Source organism: Pseudomonas sp. KBS0707, from assembly GCF_005937945.2.
GTDB classification, from domain to species: domain Bacteria; phylum Pseudomonadota; class Gammaproteobacteria; order Pseudomonadales; family Pseudomonadaceae; genus Aquipseudomonas; species Aquipseudomonas amygdali.
In genome coordinates this window covers 933,429-950,481 of record NZ_CP041754.1, presented here as the reverse complement: position 1 = coordinate 950,481, position 17,053 = coordinate 933,429, and the positions used below count along the sequence as shown (strand labels likewise).

Genomic DNA, 17,053 nt, shown 5'->3' with positions numbered 1-17,053 from the left:
TGCTCAGAGAAAAAAGCCACAGGAAGACAGGAAAAAACTGACGCAGCCTGTAACAAGCCCCGCGTACGACAACGCGACAACCCAAAGAAGCTGTCAGACTACCCAGGTCAGGCGTCTACACAAAAAACAGGCCTGTGGAGGCTTCTTGAAATTCCTTTGCACCTCAAGTCACTTGCACGAAGCCCAAAGCAGGGGTTTCGAGCTAGGCGAGCACGCATTGCTGGCAGTACGTCGTCAGGGTGAAGTGTTCATCTACAAAAACCGCTGCCCGCATCGCGGTATCGCCCTGGAATGGCAGCCGGATCAATTCCTCGACAGCAGCGCCAGCCTGATCCGGTGCGCAATGCATGGGGCGTTGTTTCTGATCGAGAATGGCGAATGCGTTGCCGGCCCCTGCGAAGGCCAATCATTGACGGCGATCCAGAGCCGTGAAGATGCTGAGGGGATCTGGGTGTCGCTGCCCATGGAGGATGACGAGGGCTGACTCGTCACGCCCAGAACGCTTCAATCCAGCCAGTGCACCTGCAGTCGTCGGTCAATAACAATTTCGTCTGGCGTCAGGTGCACACCGTAGGCAAGAATTTGCACACCAGCGTCAATGGCTTCGCGCAACGCAGCCGCGTAAACCGGATCGATCTCCTTTGCGGGTCGCACGGCGTCGATACCGGTGAGGTTGACGCAATACAACAACACGGCCCGCACGCCCTCGCGCGCCAGCGTGGCCAGTTCACGCAAGTGCCGCGCACCACGCTGGGTAACCGCGTCGGGAAACGCAGCGACACTGGAATCATCGAAACCCAACGTGACACTTTTCACTTCCAGATACAGATAGCCATCAGGGTATTCAAGGCGAAAGTCCACACGACTCTTTTCCTGCCCGTAGGCCACCTCGCGCTTGAGCGTCGTAAACCCCTCGAGTTCGCTGATAACCCCGGCGCGCAAGGCCTCTTCAACCAGCGTATTGGCTCGCCCGGTGTTGATACAGGCCAGCCTGCCCTGCGGCGTCTCGCTGATTTCCCAAGTGCCCGGCAGCTTGCGCTTCGGGTCACTTGAACGGCTGAACCACACACGCCCACCGGGCATCATGCAGTTGAGCATCGAACCGGTGTTGGGGCAGTGAATGGTCAACAGCTCGCCGCTGTCGGTTTCGATATCAGCCAGAAAGCGTTTGTAACGAATCAGCAGGCGTCCCTGTTCAAGCTGCGGAGCAAAACGCATCAGGCACCCCAGCTACGCAAACCGCGAGCAATTCGCTCGACTGCCTGCTGAAGGCGCGGCAGGCTCTGTGTATAGGCAAAGCGCACATGATGCCCAGCCTGATGGCGACCAAAGTCCAGGCCTGGCGTAAAAGCGACATGCTCGGTTTCCAGAAAATGCCGGCAGAACGCGAAGGCATCGCCGCCAAACGCCGAGATGTCGGCGTACAAATAGAATGCCCCTTCCGGCTCGACGGCAATACCGAAACCCAGTTCGCGCAGCGCAGGCAACAGGAAGTCCCGGCGACGGCCGAACTCGGCGCGCCGCTGCTCGAATATTTCAAGTGTCTGCGGCTCAAAGCAGGCAAGCGCGGCATGTTGCGCCATGCTTGGTGCGCTGATGTAGAGGTTCTGCGCCAGTTTTTCCAGATCGGCCACGGCGTCTTGCGGTGCAACCAGCCAGCCGAGGCGCCAGCCTGTCATGCCGAAATACTTTGAAAAACTATTGAGGACAAACGCTTCGTTATCAACCTCCAGCACACTGCTGGCCTCCACGCCGTAGGTCAGGCCGTGGTAGATCTCATCCACCACCAGGTGGCCGTTGCGAGCTTTCAGCGCTTGTGACAAGGCTGCCAGTTCGTCGCGATTCAGCAGCGTGCCGGTAGGATTGGCAGGCGATGCCACCAGTGCGCCGACACTGTTCTGGTTCCAGTGAGCCGCCACCAGTTCGGGATTCAGTTGATAGCGTTCTTGCGGACCGACCGGCACCAGTTGCGCCTCGCCCTCGATCAAACGCAGGAAGTGTCGATTGCAAGGGTAGCCAGGGTCGGCCAGCAACCAATGCTTGCCCGGATCGACCAACAGGCTGCTGGCAAGCAACAACGCGCCCGAACCGCCCGGCGTGACCAGAATGCGCTGGGGATCAATATCAACGCCGTAGCGTCGGGCGTAGAATCCGGAAATCGCTTCGCGCAGTTGCGGAAGACCACGAGCGGCGGTGTAGCGAGTCTTGCCGTCTGCCAGCGCCGCCTGGCCAGCCTTGATGATGGGCTGCGCAGTCGTAAAATCGGGCTCGCCGATTTCAAGGTGAATAACGTCATGACCCGCTGCCTGCAGTTCATTGGCACGCGCCAGCAAAGCCATGACATGAAAAGGTTCGATGGCGCGACTACGTGCACTGTAAGGCTGGGGCATGGATATTCCTTTATGGGTGCGGGTATTAAAAACATGATTGTCATGACGACGCGGCATGATTCTACCGAACCGACCGCACTACGGTGCTTTAACGGGCTGAAAAACCCAGTCGTCGAATGCTGAATAAAAGAAAGCTACGACGGTACGCATCGACTAGAGTTCATTTAAGTGAAGGGCAGATGTGAAATAGCCATCTCTATACGCGGACGGCGTCGTCATGCTCGACAACCGGGAGTAGCGCACTCCGATTTGATCTGGTAAGTTCGCCCGCTTGCAGCTGCAGGGCCGACGGGTGTCGGTGATGGAACAATCCTGCGCAATAGATTAGAAGAGTGAGAGGCGGTCCAGACATGCCCACCCCAGAAAAGCAACACAGCCATCTAATCGGCGGCTTTGCACCCTACCCGGAAACAAAGGGTGAGGAGTACATGAGCGAGCCCATGCGCGCGCACTTCACCAAGATCCTGAACAAGTGGAAGCAGGACTTGATGCAAGAGGTCGACCGAACGGTAGACCACATGAAGGACGAAGCAGCCAACTTTCCCGACCCGGCCGACCGTGCCAGTCAGGAAGAAGAGTTCAGCCTCGAACTTCGTGCCCGTGACCGCGAACGCAAGCTGATCAAGAAGATCGACAAGACGCTGCAACTGATCAAGGACGAAGAATACGGCTGGTGTGAATCGTGCGGCGTAGAGATCGGCATTCGCCGTCTTGAAGCGCGCCCGACTGCCGACCAGTGCGTCGACTGCAAGACACTTGCTGAAATCAAGGAAAAACAGGTCGGTAAGTGACCTGGGGCCGCCTTTGACTGAAAAAGACGCTTCGGCGTCTTTTTTTGTGCCTGTTGGAATCACGCCCCTCGTGCCAATACGCGCGTTGACTATCGTGCCGACGCTTCACTTCGGTTCGTCGTTCTGGATTTGCGTCCGATCTTGAATGTGCGATGCGGCACAAATCTGTGACGCGGAGCGTCGCCCAAGGCATTCCTACGCTGGAGCGTGAGGAACGAGAATCTCAACTATCGTGCGACGCTCCGCGTCGCATGCCGTTCTGGACGCTCTGCGTCACATGGCAGTTCTGTGATGTCAGGTGGGTTGGATTCTGCTCAAGTCCCCTTTTCGCCCCTCGGCGACCTACTTTGATGGGGCCAAAGTAGGCAAATCCCCTCGCTCCTGTTTCCGGCCCGACTTCGTCGGGTTCCTTCGCCCTGTCACTGATCCGGGGGTCGCCGCAACGGGTCACCCATGGCCCGGTGCGGCTAGCCTGGCGTCCTGCCAGGCTACCCCCGGATCAGCGCCAGGACTCAGCCGTCACTAACGTCGCAATTTGCGTCGCCAGTGCTATCGCGACCGAAAAGCTTTGCGTTGGCAGCGGCTGCGTGTAGGGCGTGACAGTATTAACTATCGTGCGACGCTCCGCGTCGCATGCCGTTCTGGACGCTCTGCGTCCGGTCTTGGACGAGCAACGCGGCGCAGAGTGAACATCGTCACGAGAGTCCGCGTGAAGACCAACCGCGTTTCGCTTGCCCACTCAAGCTAGCCACCCGTAACATCCCGCCCATGAAAAAACCGGCCTATATCGGGCGCTTTGCGCCGACTCCCAGTGGTTATCTGCATTTTGGCTCGCTGGTCGCAGCGCTGGCGTCCTATCTGGACGCTCGCGCAGTCGGCGGCCAGTGGCTGTTACGCATGGAAGACCTGGACCCGCCGCGCGAGGTGGCCGGCGCGCAAGCCGCGATTCTTGAAACCCTTGAGCGCTACGGCTTTGAATGGGATGGCGAGATGGCTCGGCAGAGCGAGCGCCATGATGCCTACGCCGAAATACTCCAGCGCTGGTTCAATCATGGCCTGGCCTATGCCTGCACCTGCTCGCGCAAACAGCTCGAGCCGTTTGAAGGCGTGTATCCCGGTTTTTGCCGCAATGCGGGACATGCACCCGAGAATGCCGCAATCCGCATCCGGGTCCCGGAGCTTGAATATCGCTTCGAAGACCGTGTGCAGGGCACATTCAAAATGCACCTGGGACGCGAAAGCGGTGACTTCGTGATCCGCAGGCGCGACGGCCTGTATGCCTATCAGCTCGCCGTGATAATCGATGACGCCTGGCAAGGCGTGACCGATATCGTGCGCGGTGCCGACCTGCTGGACTCGACGCCCCGCCAGTTGTACTTGCAGGAACTGCTGGGCTTGCCCCAGCCACGCTACCTGCATGTGCCGCTGATCATCCAGCCGGATGGCCACAAGCTCGGCAAATCCTATCGCTCGCCACCGTTGCCGGCCGAACAGGCCACCCCTCTGCTGATTCGGGCATTGCGGGCACTGGGACAACCACTCGATACGCACATGAACGATGGCACCGCGCAGGAAGTGCTTGCCTGGGGAATCGGCCACTGGAACGCCGACCTGATCCCCAGACTACGCAATATTGAAGAAGCCCGGATAGACTGATCCAGAGCGGTCGCCGCAAACTGCGACGCAAGTATGCTTGCAGGTTATCCGGCATCCGTTAACATGCCGCTCCTCATCTACCAGCACAGGGAGACCAGATGTACATATACCGGTTGGTTTTGCTTCTGGTGGTAGGCATCTATCTGTTCTCTCCGGCCATCATGGACTGGTGGATCGATGCGACCGGTGCCTGGTATCGCCCCTACATGCTGTGGCTGATCCTGATCGTGGTGACGTTCATTCTGCAGAGCCAGCGAGATGCCGATGAGCTTTAGTCTGACGCAGATGCTGATGGTCAGCGCCGCCTACCTGCTGGTGCTGTTCGGTGTAGCCTGGGTCAGCGAGCACGGCCTTATTCCACGCTGGATCATCCGTCATCCGTTGACCTACACCCTGTCACTGGGCGTGTACGCCAGCGCCTGGGCGTTTTATGGCACGGTCGGCCTGGCCTATCAGTATGGCTACGGTTTTCTGTCCAGCTACCTGGGGGTTTCCGGTGCATTCCTGCTTGCGCCAGTGCTGCTCTACCCGATCCTCAGAATCACCCGCACCTATCAGCTTTCATCGCTGGCCGATTTGTTTGCCTTCCGCTTTCGCAGCACCTGGGCTGGTGCGCTGACCACCGTATTCATGCTGATCGGCGTACTGCCGTTGCTGGCCTTGCAGATTCAGGCAGTGGCCGATTCCATCGGCATTCTGACCCGCGAACCGGTGCAGGATCGGGTGGCCGTGGCGTTTTGCGCGCTGATCACCCTGTTCACTATTTTCTTTGGCTCGCGACACATCGCAACCCGTGAGAAGCACGCAGGGCTGGTATTCGCCATCGCCTTCGAATCGCTGATCAAGCTGATTGCACTGGGCGGTGTCGGGCTGTACGCCTTGTATGGCGTGTTCGACGGCCCGCAACAGCTGGAACTGTGGCTGTTGCAGAACCAGACTGCCCTCGCCTCGCTGCACACGCCGTTGCAGGAAGGCCCCTGGCGCACCCTGCTGCTGGTGTTCTTCGCCTCGGCGATTGTCATGCCGCACATGTATCACATGACCTTCACTGAAAACCTCAACCCGCGCTCGCTGGTCAGCGCCAGTTGGGGGCTGCCACTGTTTCTGCTGTTGATCAGCCTCGCTGTTCCACTGATCCTCTGGGCCGGGCTCAAACTCGGGGCCACGACCAGCCCGGAATACTTCACCCTCGGGATCGGTATCGCGGCCAACAGCAAGTCGCTGGCCCTGCTCGCCTATATCGGCGGGCTGTCGGCGGCCAGCGGGCTGATCATCGTGACTACGCTGGCGCTGTCCGGCATGGCCCTCAACCATCTGGTGCTGCCGCTTTATCAGCCGCCAGCCGAGGGCAACATCTACCGCTGGCTGAAGTGGACGCGACGCGGGCTGATCGTGGCGATCATTGCCTTGGGTTACGGCTTCTACCTGCTGCTCGGTGCCCAGCAGGATCTGGCCAATCTCGGCATCGTCGCTTTCGTTGCGACGCTGCAATTCCTGCCGGGCGTACTGTCGGTGCTTTACTGGCCGACCGCCAACCGGCGAGGCTTCATCGCAGGCCTGCTGGCCGGCATTGCGGTCTGGGCAGTCAGCATGCTGCTGCCGCTGATCGGCAACCTGCAGGGCTTTTATATCCCCTGGCTGAACATGATCTACGTGCTGGACGACACCAGCTGGCACATGGCAGCTATCGCGTCCCTCGCGGCCAACGTGTTGTTGTTCACCCTGATATCCCTGTTCACCAATGCCAGCCCTGAAGAAGTCGGTGCAGCCGAGGCCTGCGCGGTCGATAACGTGCGCCGCCCGCAACGCCGTGAACTGCATGCCGTGTCGCCCCAGGAATTCGCCACCCAACTGGCCAAGCCGCTGGGCGCGAAAGCCGCACAGAAGGAAGTCGAACAGGCGCTGCGCGATCTGTACCTGCCATTCGACGAGCGCCGTCCTTATGCCCTGCGCCGCCTGCGCGACAGGATCGAGGCCAACCTGTCCGGGTTGATGGGGCCAAGTGTCGCCCAGGACATGGTGGAAACCTTCCTGCCGTACAAATCGGGCAGCGAAAAATATGTCACCGAAGACATACATTTTATTGAAAGCCGTCTTGAGGACTACCACTCGCGCCTGACCGGCCTTGCTGCCGAACTCGACGCCCTGCGCCGCTACCACCGCCAGACCCTGCAGGAACTGCCGATGGGTGTGTGCTCGCTGGCCGAAGATCAGGAGATCCTGATGTGGAACAGGGCGATGGAAGAGCTGACCGGCATCGTCGCCCAGCGCGTGGTCGGTTCGCGACTGGAAACCATTGCCGAACCCTGGAAAAGCCTGCTGACCGGCTTTGCCAGCCTGCCCGATGAGCACCTGGACAAGCAGAAACTCGGTCTGGACGGCCAGACCCGCTGGCTAAACCTGCACAAGGCGGCCATCAACGAGCCTCTCGCCCCTGGCAACAGTGGCCTGGTGGTGCTGGTCGAGGACCTGACCGACACGCAGATGCTTGAAGACAAGCTGGTGCACTCAGAGCGGCTGGCCAGCATTGGTCGACTGGCAGCAGGCGTGGCGCACGAAATCGGCAACCCGATCACCGGCATTGCCTGTCTCGCGCAAAACCTGCGTGAAGAGCGTGAAGAAGACGGCGAACTGAAAGAAATCAGCAGTCAGATACTTGAACAGACCAAACGTGTGTCGCGCATTGTCCAGTCATTGATGAGCTTTGCCCACGCGGGGGCTCACCAGCACAGCGACGAGGCCGTTTGTCTGGCTGTGGTGGCCCAGGATGCTATTGGTCTGCTGGCGCTTAACCGGCGCAATTTCGAAGTACACTTCTATAACCTGTGCAACCCCGAACATTGGGCTGTCGGCGACCCGCAGCGCTTGGCACAAGTGCTGATCAACCTGCTCTCCAATGCCCGCGACGCATCCCCGGCAGGCAGTGCGGTCAGGGTCAGAAGCGAAGTATCCGAGCACACGGTGGACCTGATCGTCGAAGACGAAGGCAGTGGGATTTCAAAGGCAATCATGGACCGATTGTTCGAGCCGTTCTTCACTACCAAGGAGCCTGGCGAAGGAACCGGACTTGGCCTCGCGCTGGTCTATTCCATCGTTGAAGAGCATTATGGACAAATCACTATCGACAGTCCGGCCGATCCCGAGCAGCAGCGTGGAACCCGTATTCGGGTGACCTTGCCACGTCATGTCGACGCGACGTCCACCGTGAACTGAGACCGTCGAGAGAACTGAATCAATGCCGCATATTTTGATCGTCGAAGACGAAACGATTATCCGCTCAGCCCTGCGTCGCCTGCTTGAACGCAATCAGTATGAAGTCAGTGAAGCCGGCTCCGTTCAGGAAGCTCAGGAGCGCTTCAGCATTCCGTCTTTTGATCTGATCGTCAGCGACCTGCGCCTGCCAGGCGCGCCGGGTACCGAACTGATCAAGCTCGGCGAAGGCAAACCGGTGCTGATCATGACCAGTTACGCCAGCCTGCGCTCAGCGGTCGATTCGATGAAGATGGGGGCAGTGGATTACATCGCCAAACCCTTCGATCACGATGAAATGCTGCAAGCAGTCTCGCGAATCCTGCGTGATCGCCAGACGGTCAAGGGGCTTCAGGACGAGCGTAACGCCCTTGCCAAGGCTAACGGCGCTGAAAAAGGCCCGGCACAGAATAATAATGGCGAGATCGGCATCATCGGTTCTTGCCCGCCCATGCTGGATCTCTACAGCAAGATCCGCAAAGTGGCACCGACCGATTCCAATGTTCTGGTTCAGGGCGAGTCGGGCACCGGTAAAGAACTGGTCGCCCGCGCCCTGCACAACCTGTCACGCCGTGCCAAAGCGCCGATGATTTCGGTCAACTGTGCGGCCATCCCTGAATCGCTGATCGAGTCTGAATTGTTCGGTCACGAGAAAGGCGCATTCACCGGAGCCAGTGCAGGTCGTGCTGGTCTGGTCGAAGCTGCTGACGGAGGCACGCTGTTTCTCGATGAAATCGGCGAGCTGCCTCTGGAAGCCCAGGCACGCCTGCTGCGCGTTTTGCAGGAAGGCGAGATTCGTCGTGTCGGCTCGGTGCAATCGCAAAAGGTTGATGTACGCCTGATTGCCGCAACCCACCGCGACCTCAAGACACTGGCCAAAAATGGCGAGTTTCGTGAAGACCTGTTCTACCGCCTGCACGTCATCGCCCTGAAACTCCCCGCGCTGCGCGAGCGTGGCAGCGATATTCTGGAAATCGCCCGTGCGTTTCTGGTACGCCAGAGCGCCAAGGTCGGTCGCGACGACCTGAAGTTTTCCCCCGACGCCGAACAAGCCATTCGCCATTACAGTTGGCCAGGCAACGTACGCGAACTGGAAAATGCGGTGGAGCGCTCGGTGATCCTGTGCGAAAACCCGGAAATCACCGCAGACCTGCTGGGCATCGACATCGAGCTCGATGGTCTGGATGACGACGAGTACATGGGCATGGCACCGCTGCCGGGGTCTTCCAGCTCGACGGGCAATGAGCCGGCCGAAGACCTGTCGCTTGAGGACTATTTCCAGCACTTCGTTCTGGAGCATCAGGACCATATGACTGAAACCGAGCTGGCGCGCAAACTGGGCGTCAGTCGCAAGTGTCTGTGGGAACGTCGTCAGCGTCTGGGCATTCCGCGTCGCAAGGGCGTCGCCAACGAGACGTAAAAAGCGGCAAAAGGCTCTGGCACGGGGTGCGCAGAGCGGGTAGAAACTGTTACCGCAAACACTTCACGTAACAAAAGCCGGGTCTTACGGTAACGCAGGCCCGGCTTTTTTATGCCCGCAACAACCGCCTTTCGCCCGCAAACGCCCGGTTTACGGGGCTTCGCAAAAGTTGGCACAGCTTCTGCTATATGCTTAGTACAAGAAAAACAACAAGCAGTACGACACCCATAATAAAAACAACACGAATCGACTCACGCATAACAAGAACAACACGGCGGAGGCGCAGCTAACTGATTCTTTTGGAGAGGAGTTGTATTTGGGGCTTGCCCCGCAACCAGGCCGAGAACAACAAAAACTACCCTTAGGTAGAGCCTGAACTGGTTGGATCGAATGATCATTGCAACGCAGCGACCAAAGCAATCCGTTTGCTCTTGACTCCCGATTGGGAGGTTTCACAGACGAAGGTCTCGTGAATGGGCACTCAACAAAAACAAGAAGCCCATACAGAAAACAATAATAAAGAGCACACACTTTGGGGGAGCTTCGGCTCCCCCAGTAGCTTCCCCAGCGTTAATACGCGCCATCGTTTGCCCTTCCGCGACAGCTTCCTACACCATCCCCCGACTAAATGCTAGAATCCCCGCCCATCATGCGGTCATTCCACGTTTTTGGCCGAATATTCCTTCAAACAGTGCATCCCATGCTGAAGAAGTTGTTCCAGTCATTTCGTTCCCCACTGCGCAAACCGCAGCAACATACGCGTACCACGCCTGAAGTGCTCAATAGCAGCCAGCATTCGCTGCAACGCAGCCAGTTCAGCCGTTATGCCGTTAATATCGTCGAGCGCCTGCAGAACGCCGGCTACCAGGCCTATCTGGTCGGCGGCTGCGTACGCGACATGATGCTCAATATCACGCCCAAGGATTTCGACGTCGCCACCAGCGCCACGCCGGAACAAGTGCGTGCCGAATTCCGTAATGCGCGAATCATTGGCCGCCGGTTCAAGCTGGTGCATATCCATTTCGGTCGTGAAATCATCGAAGTGGCGACCTTCCGCGCCAATCATCCCCAGGATGACGAAGAAGAGGACAGCAACCAGTCCTCGCGCAATGAAAGCGGGCGCATTCTGCGTGACAACGTGTACGGCACGCTTGAAGAGGACGCCCAGCGTCGCGACTTCACGATCAACGCGCTGTATTACGATCCGGTCAGCGAGCGTGTTCTGGATTACGCCAATGGCGTACACGACATTCGTAACCGTCTGATCCGCCTGATCGGCGACCCCGAACAACGCTACAAGGAAGACCCGGTGCGCATGCTGCGTGCGGTGCGCTTTGCTGCCAAGCTGGACTTCGGCATCGAAAAGCACAGCGCCCAACCGATTCGCTCGCTGGCACCGATGCTGCGCGATATTCCGTCGGCACGCCTGTTCGAAGAAGTGCTCAAACTGTTCCTCTCCGGGCATGCTGCTCCCACCTTTGAAATGCTGGTGGACCTTGAACTGTTCGAACCGCTGTTCCCGGCCAGTTCCAAGGCGCTGGAATACAACCCGACCTACACCCATACACTGATCAGCAATGCCCTGATCAACACCGACCTGCGCATCAAGCAGAACAAACCGGTCACGCCGGCATTCCTGTTTGCCGCGCTGCTCTGGCCTGCCCTGCCGGCCAAGGTACTGCGCGCCCAGGAGCGCGGCATGCCACCGATTGCAGCCATGCAGGAGGCCGCTCACGAACTGATTATCGAGCAATGCCAGCGCATCGCGATTCCAAAGCGCTTCACGCTGCCGATCCGCGAGATCTGGGATATGCAGGAGCGCCTGCCGCGCCGTTCGGGCAAACGTGCAGACCTGTTGCTGGACAACTCAAGGTTCCGTGCGGGTTACGATTTCCTCCTGTTGCGTGAAACTGCGGGCGAGCAGACCGATGGTCTGGGCCAGTGGTGGACCGATTATCAGGACTGCAACGACAGCGAACGCCGCGACATGATTCGTGACCTGAGCAACAAGCCCGAAGCGGCGGGCGCAGCGCCACGCAAGCGTCGTGGTAACAGCGGAGCCAAACGCAAGCGCACCACCGGCGAGGCGCAAAGCGGTGAATGAACCGCTGTTGACCACTGAACGCGTTTACATCGGCCTGGGCAGTAATCTTGCTGACCCGGCTGAGCAATTGCGCGGTGCCCTCAAGGCAATGGCACAACTACCCGATTGTGAACTGACCAGCGTGTCATCGTTCTATGTCAGCGACTCGTTGCTGCCCGGCCAGCCGCGCTTTACCAACGCCGTCGCAGCACTCGACACTACCCTGACGCCACTGACCCTGCTGGACGCCCTACAGGCCATCGAGCTGGATCAGGGCCGCGAACGCCATGAACGCTGGGGGCCTCGCACGCTGGACCTCGACATTCTGCTGTTCGGCAATCGCCTGATCGATGAACCGCGCCTCAAGGTGCCGCATTACCACATGCAGGCGCGGGCATTCGTGCTGTACCCGCTGGCAGAGCTGGCCCCAGGCCTGACGCTGGCCGACGGACGCGAACTCGATCGTCTACTTGAAGACTGCCCGTTTACGGGCCTTGAACGCCTGCCCGCCGAGGCATAAAGCCTGTCTGTCACCGCACATGTGTAACCGGTCCGACGCACAGGTAACACCTTCAATTGACTTCACGCCCCCTCCTCACGAAGATAGGCCTCCCGCCGCCGCACCACAGGCGAACGGGCGCGAAACAGGCCTTTGCAAAACACCGCGACACGACGGTGTGCCTGCTTTTCCAGGATGACTCTCACGCGCTGAACACCCGTCTTCACAGCGCCTGATGGAGGACTTTACATGCCGAACATAACCGTTACGTCGCTGCTGGCCATGAAGCAGAAGGGTGAGAAGATCACCATGCTGACCTGCTACGACGCAACCTTCGCCCACACGGCCTCCCAGGCGGGTGTCGAAGTGCTGCTGATAGGCGACTCGCTGGGCATGGTCCTGCAGGGTCACGACAGCACCCTGCCCGTCACGACCGCCGAAACCGCGTACCACGTTGCCTGTGTCAAACGCGGTAATCAGGGCGCGATGATTCTCGCCGACCTGCCGTTCATGGCCAACGCCACGCTGGAGCAGACCTTCATCAACAGCGCGACGCTGATGCAGGCAGGTGCGCACATGATCAAGGTCGAAGGCGCTGCATGGCTTGGCGAGTCGATCCGTTTGCTGGCAGAACGCGGCATCCCGGTGTGCGCACACATGGGCCTGACGCCGCAGGCAGTCAACGTACTGGGCGGCTACAAGGTTCAGGGTCGACTGGAAGCACAGGCACGGCAGATGCGTGCCGACGCGATCGCGCTGGAACAGGCGGGCGCAGCGATGATCCTGCTGGAGTGTGTGCCGAGCGAACTCGCCGAAGAAATCACCCAGGCGGTGAAAATTCCGGTCATCGGTATTGGCGCAGGCAGCGCTACCGACGGCCAGGTACTGGTGCTGCACGACATGCTGGGCCTGTCCATCAGCGGGCGCGTACCCAAATTCGTAAAAAACTTCATGACCGGTCAGCCCGATATCCAGTCGGCTATCCGGGCCTACGTGGCCGCGGTCAAAGACGTCAGCTTTCCGGCAACTGAACACGGATTCTCGGCATGAACACAGTAAAGACCGTACAGGAACTGCGTGCCGCCGTTGCGCGGGCACGCAGCGAAGGCAAACGGATCGCGTTGACGCCGACCATGGGCAACCTGCACAGCGGCCACGCCGCACTGGTCGCCAAGGCGGCCCAACGTGCCGACTTCGTGGTCGCCACCATTTTCATCAATCCGCTGCAGTTCGGCCCCAACGAAGACTTGGCCACTTACCCTCGCACCCTGGCGGCCGATCAGGAAAAACTTCTGCAGGCCGGGTGCAACCTGCTGTTCACCCCAAGCGTCGAGGAAATGTACCCGCACGGCATGGCCGATCAGACGCTGGTCAGCGTGCCACACCTGTCGCAAGGCCTGTGCGGTGCGAGCCGTCCCGGCCATTTCGAGGGCGTTGCTACGGTCGTCAGCAAGCTCTTCAACATGGTGCAGCCAGACCTGGCGATTTTCGGCGAAAAAGACTTCCAGCAGCTGGCGGTGATTCGCGCCATGGTCCGTGACCTGAACATGCCGATCCAGATCATCGGAGAACCTACCGTGCGTGCCGAAGACGGTTTGGCGCTGTCCTCGCGTAACGGTTATCTGAATGAAGCTCAGCGCGCTGCGGCACCCGCGCTGTATCAGGCCATCCGCCAGACCGCCGACGCGATCAGCGCAGGCGAGCAGGATTTCGACGCACTGCTGACGAGCAAGAAGCAGCAACTGGAGGCAGCCGGTTTTCGTATCGATTATCTGGAAATACGTGACGCCACCAGCCTGCGCCCGACCACTGCCGAAAATCGCGATGTGGTCATCCTCGCCGCCGCATTCCTGGGTAAAACCCGCCTGATCGACAATCTGCACCTGACCAGAAGCTGACGGGATGCGCCGGGGCAATGAACTAAGCCACACCGGCAATGCCATACCGGTACAGGTTGCCTGAACCACAACCGACAGCATTTGAGCGCAAGCCCCGGTTTCTTGTGTGCGAAAAAGTACCGGGGTCATGTAAGGCGAGGCGCAGACAAACGGATACGCGAAGGGTAGTCTGCTATGTATAGCCCGTGAGAAAGCTTGCGACCTCGCCCCAAGAATATCCAAAGACAGAACCAGTTAAAGGAAACCCGCAGCGATGGCGTACTACCGCAATCCTTCCGATGTGACCGCTCTGCCCGCCTGGCAAGCGTTGAGCAAACACCGCCAGTCCATGCAGAATTTCAGCATGCGCGAAGCGTTCAATTCTGATCCGCAGCGCTTCAGCCAATTCACCCTCAGCAGCGCCGGTCTGTTTCTCGACTACTCCAAAAACCTGATCACCACCGAAACCCGTGATCTGTTGGTCAGCCTGGCGGGCGAAGTGAACCTCAAGGACGCCATCAAGGCTCAATACGATGGCGAGCTGGTCAACTCATCCGAAGGTCGCCCGGCGCTGCACACCGCTCTGCGCCGGCCGGTCGGCGACAAGTTGAAAGTCAACGGTGTCGATGTGATGCCGGACGTACACCGCGTACTCAATCAGATGACCGAACTGGTCGGCCGAATTCACGACGGTCTGTGGCGCGGTTACACCGAAAAGCCGATCACCGACGTGGTGAACATCGGCATCGGCGGCTCGTTCCTCGGCCCGGAGCTGGTCTCCGAAGCGCTGGTGGCCTACGCGCACAAAGGTGTGCGTTGCCATTACCTGGCGAACATCGATGGCAGCGAGTTTCATGAACTGTCGATGAAAATTCGCGCCGAGACCACGCTGTTCATCGTCTCGTCGAAGTCCTTCAACACGCTGGAAACCCTGAAAAACGCTCAGGCTGCACGCGCCTGGTACCTGGCGCAGGGCGGCTCCGAAGTTGAACTGCATCGCCACTTCATCGCGGTTTCCAGCAATAACGCGGCAGCCGTAGCCTTCGGCATCCGTGAAGAAAACATCTTCCCGATGTGGGACTGGGTTGGCGGTCGCTATTCGCTGTGGTCGGCCATCGGCCTGCCTATCGCGCTGGCTATCGGCATGTCCAACTTCAAGGAACTGCTGTCCGGCGCCTATACGATGGACCAGCATTTCCAGAGCGCCCCTTTCGAACAGAACATGCCGGTGCTGCTGGCGCTGCTGGGGGTCTGGTACGGCAACTTCTGGAATGCGCAAAGCCACGCGATCCTGCCGTACGACCACTACCTGCGTAACATCACCAAACACCTGCAACAACTGGACATGGAATCCAACGGCAAAAGCGTCCGCCAGGACGGTACGCCGACCTCCACTGACACCGGCCCGGTCATCTGGGGCGGCGTGGGTGCCAACGGTCAGCATGCTTATCACCAGTTGCTGCATCAAGGCACACAGATGATTCCGGCCGACTTCATTGTGCCGATCGTCAGCTTCAACCCGGTTGCCGACCATCACCAGTGGCTGTATGCGAACTGCCTGTCACAGAGCCAGGCATTGATGATGGGCAAGACCCGCGCCGAAGCCGAAGCCGAGCTGCGCGAGAAGGGCATGAGCGAGGAAGAGGTGCAGAAACTGGCACCGCACAAGGTCATCCCCGGTAACCGTCCGAGCAACACCCTGGTGGTCGAACGCATCAGCCCGCGTCGTCTTGGCGCACTGGTGGCGATGTATGAGCACAAGGTGTTCGTGCAGAGCGTGATCTGGGGCACCAATGCCTTTGACCAATGGGGCGTGGAACTGGGCAAGGAAATGGGCAAGGCCGTGTACCAGCGTCTGACCGGCGGCACCGAAGAGCCGGCTGACGATGCATCGACCCAAGGTCTGATCAACTACTTCCGCGGCCGTCACCGCGGCTGATTTGTCCCTCTCATGGTGATGACCATCGTTCCCACGCTCCGCGTGGGAATGCCGTTCGTGATGCTCTGCGTCACAAAGAGGACGCAAAGCGTCCAGAACTGCGTGCCGACGCGGAGCGTCGGCACGATAGTCAGCCAGGCGATGAGCGCTCCGCGCTTCGAACGAGCTTCAGTCAGTTTTATCCACGCCCTCCCCGATGCACGAGCACGACATGGAATTCATCCGCACCCGTATCGAAACCCAGGTCATCAGCCTTACCGGCCTGGCCCTGGGCCAGCTGGATCTGGAGAACCCCAAGGGCGACCCCGGTCTGTTTGGTCCTCAGGCAGTGTGCTGGAAGGTACACGGCGACTTCACCAGCATGCTGGTCGGCGGCATCAGCGCATTGATGCTGCAGGCTTTGCACCCGCTGGCACTGGCGGGCATCTGGGACCACTCCAACTTTCGTCAGGACATGCTTGGCCGCCTGCGGCGCACCGGGCAGTTTCTGTCCGGCACTACCTACGGCTCCACGCGAGATGCCAACTGGCTGATCGACAAGGTGCGCAACATTCATCTCAATATCGTCGGCACCGCGCCCGATGGCCGGCCGTATGCCGCCAGCGATCCGGATTTGCTGACCTGGGTGCATGTGGCCGAAGTCAGCAGCTTTCTCGCAGCCCACTTGCGCTACCTCAACCCGGATATGTCGCTCGTCGATCAGGACGCGTACTACGCTGAAACAGCGCTGGTTGCCGAACGGCTCGGGGCTCGTAATGTTCCGCGCTCACGTCAGGCCATCGCTGATTATCTGGCAGACATTCGCGGGCAACTGGTATGTGACGAACGCAGTCACGAAGTGCTGCGCCTGCTGCTCGATGCCCCTGCGCCCAACTGGCTGGCCAAGCCTTTCGGTGTGTTGATGATGCATGCCGGTATCGACTTGCTGCCGGACTGGGCCAGCGAAATGCTCGACATTACCCAGGGTTCCGTGCAGCGCCGGATGATCCGCCTGGGCGTCAACAACACCGCGCCCATTTTGCGTTGGGCCGTACGGGACGGATCAGCGCAACGTGCCAGACGCCGCATGGACGTTACGTAAAGGTTTTCGGCAAAACGTGACCGAGCGGTTCACGGTTGGAACCTGCCTGCCTATCTGTGCCACCATGA

At 59.4% G+C, this 17,053-nt stretch carries 14 protein-coding genes; 12 read left to right on the top strand and 2 right to left on the bottom strand.

What is annotated here, in order from left to right; translation table 11 throughout:
- The first annotated feature begins 145 nt into the window (after positions 1-145).
- Positions 146-484: a Rieske (2Fe-2S) protein gene (locus FFH21_RS04430; RefSeq protein WP_011167755.1), complete on the top strand. Its 339-nt coding sequence runs from the start codon at positions 146-148 to the stop codon at positions 482-484.
- 20 nt (positions 485-504) lie between these two features.
- Here FFH21_RS04430 and sfsA read toward each other — a convergent pair whose 3' ends face one another.
- Together sfsA and FFH21_RS04420 are read right to left on the bottom strand one after the other, a co-directional pair.
- Complete coding sequence (gene sfsA, locus FFH21_RS04425; protein ID WP_004658618.1) at positions 505-1,218, bottom strand: DNA/RNA nuclease SfsA; 714 nt, start codon at positions 1,216-1,218, stop codon at positions 505-507.
- Positions 1,218-2,390, bottom strand: coding sequence for a pyridoxal phosphate-dependent aminotransferase (locus FFH21_RS04420; protein WP_002552064.1), 1,173 nt, complete (start codon positions 2,388-2,390; stop codon positions 1,218-1,220). Before FFH21_RS04420 ends, sfsA begins: the two co-directional genes overlap by 1 nt.
- 350 nt (positions 2,391-2,740) lie before the next feature.
- On the opposite strand from FFH21_RS04420, the gene dksA reads away from it, so the two are divergent.
- From dksA to FFH21_RS04350, 11 genes are all read left to right on the top strand, one after another.
- Positions 2,741-3,181, top strand: a complete 441-nt coding sequence (dksA, locus tag FFH21_RS04415; protein WP_002552063.1) for an RNA polymerase-binding protein DksA — start codon at positions 2,741-2,743, stop codon at positions 3,179-3,181.
- Positions 3,182-3,949: 768 nt separating this feature from the next.
- On the top strand, positions 3,950-4,837 hold the full coding sequence (gluQRS, locus tag FFH21_RS04395) for a tRNA glutamyl-Q(34) synthetase GluQRS (protein ID WP_011167754.1): 888 nt from the start codon (positions 3,950-3,952) through the stop codon (positions 4,835-4,837).
- A gap of 98 nt (positions 4,838-4,935) precedes the next feature.
- The gene (locus FFH21_RS04390; RefSeq protein ID WP_002552060.1) at positions 4,936-5,112 is read left to right on the top strand and encodes a hypothetical protein; all 177 of its coding nucleotides are present in this window, start codon (positions 4,936-4,938) and stop codon (positions 5,110-5,112) included.
- Positions 5,096-8,050, top strand: a complete 2,955-nt coding sequence (locus FFH21_RS04385) for a sensor histidine kinase (RefSeq protein ID WP_138858487.1) — start codon at positions 5,096-5,098, stop codon at positions 8,048-8,050. The genes FFH21_RS04390 and FFH21_RS04385 overlap by 17 nt, the downstream gene beginning before the upstream one ends.
- A 22-nt stretch (positions 8,051-8,072) precedes the next feature.
- A complete protein-coding gene (locus FFH21_RS04380) occupies positions 8,073-9,506 on the top strand; it encodes a sigma-54 dependent transcriptional regulator (RefSeq protein WP_004663726.1) in 1,434 nt (477 codons plus the stop codon).
- Between the two features lie 700 nt (positions 9,507-10,206).
- A complete protein-coding gene (locus FFH21_RS04375) occupies positions 10,207-11,610 on the top strand; it encodes a polynucleotide adenylyltransferase PcnB (RefSeq protein WP_041924445.1) in 1,404 nt (467 codons plus the stop codon).
- The gene (gene folK, locus FFH21_RS04370) at positions 11,603-12,109 is read left to right on the top strand and encodes a 2-amino-4-hydroxy-6-hydroxymethyldihydropteridine diphosphokinase (RefSeq protein ID WP_011167751.1); all 507 of its coding nucleotides are present in this window, start codon (positions 11,603-11,605) and stop codon (positions 12,107-12,109) included. Before FFH21_RS04375 ends, folK begins: the two co-directional genes overlap by 8 nt.
- A gap of 228 nt (positions 12,110-12,337) precedes the next feature.
- The gene (gene panB, locus FFH21_RS04365) at positions 12,338-13,138 is read left to right on the top strand and encodes a 3-methyl-2-oxobutanoate hydroxymethyltransferase (RefSeq protein WP_004658626.1); all 801 of its coding nucleotides are present in this window, start codon (positions 12,338-12,340) and stop codon (positions 13,136-13,138) included.
- Positions 13,135-13,986 carry a pantoate--beta-alanine ligase gene (gene panC, locus FFH21_RS04360; protein WP_011167750.1) on the top strand — a complete coding sequence of 284 codons (852 nt, stop codon included), beginning with the start codon at positions 13,135-13,137 and terminating at the stop codon, positions 13,984-13,986. Before panB ends, panC begins: the two co-directional genes overlap by 4 nt.
- A gap of 253 nt (positions 13,987-14,239) precedes the next feature.
- Entirely contained in the window at positions 14,240-15,904 is a 1,665-nt protein-coding gene (pgi, locus tag FFH21_RS04355) for a glucose-6-phosphate isomerase (protein ID WP_004658628.1), read from the top strand.
- Between the two features lie 211 nt (positions 15,905-16,115).
- Complete coding sequence (locus FFH21_RS04350) at positions 16,116-16,985, top strand: oxygenase MpaB family protein (RefSeq protein WP_011167749.1); 870 nt, start codon at positions 16,116-16,118, stop codon at positions 16,983-16,985.
- Positions 16,986-17,053: the final 68 nt, after the last annotated feature.

What these genes read in the sequence shown, in the direction of transcription:
- sfsA (WP_004658618.1), bottom strand. Translation starts at nt 1,218, where the DNA reads ATGCGTTTTGCTCCGCAGCTTGAACAGGGACGCCTGCTGATTCGTTAC.
- FFH21_RS04420 (WP_002552064.1), bottom strand. Translation starts at nt 2,390, where the DNA reads ATGCCCCAGCCTTACAGTGCACGTAGTCGCGCCATCGAACCTTTTCAT.
- dksA (WP_002552063.1), top strand. Translation starts at nt 2,741, where the DNA reads ATGCCCACCCCAGAAAAGCAACACAGCCATCTAATCGGCGGCTTTGCA.
- gluQRS (WP_011167754.1), top strand. Translation starts at nt 3,950, where the DNA reads ATGAAAAAACCGGCCTATATCGGGCGCTTTGCGCCGACTCCCAGTGGT.
- FFH21_RS04390 (WP_002552060.1), top strand. Translation starts at nt 4,936, where the DNA reads ATGTACATATACCGGTTGGTTTTGCTTCTGGTGGTAGGCATCTATCTG.
- FFH21_RS04385 (WP_138858487.1), top strand. Translation starts at nt 5,096, where the DNA reads ATGCCGATGAGCTTTAGTCTGACGCAGATGCTGATGGTCAGCGCCGCC.
- FFH21_RS04380 (WP_004663726.1), top strand. Translation starts at nt 8,073, where the DNA reads ATGCCGCATATTTTGATCGTCGAAGACGAAACGATTATCCGCTCAGCC.
- FFH21_RS04375 (WP_041924445.1), top strand. Translation starts at nt 10,207, where the DNA reads ATGCTGAAGAAGTTGTTCCAGTCATTTCGTTCCCCACTGCGCAAACCG.
- panB (WP_004658626.1), top strand. Translation starts at nt 12,338, where the DNA reads ATGCCGAACATAACCGTTACGTCGCTGCTGGCCATGAAGCAGAAGGGT.
- panC (WP_011167750.1), top strand. Translation starts at nt 13,135, where the DNA reads ATGAACACAGTAAAGACCGTACAGGAACTGCGTGCCGCCGTTGCGCGG.
- pgi (WP_004658628.1), top strand. Translation starts at nt 14,240, where the DNA reads ATGGCGTACTACCGCAATCCTTCCGATGTGACCGCTCTGCCCGCCTGG.
- FFH21_RS04350 (WP_011167749.1), top strand. Translation starts at nt 16,116, where the DNA reads ATGGAATTCATCCGCACCCGTATCGAAACCCAGGTCATCAGCCTTACC.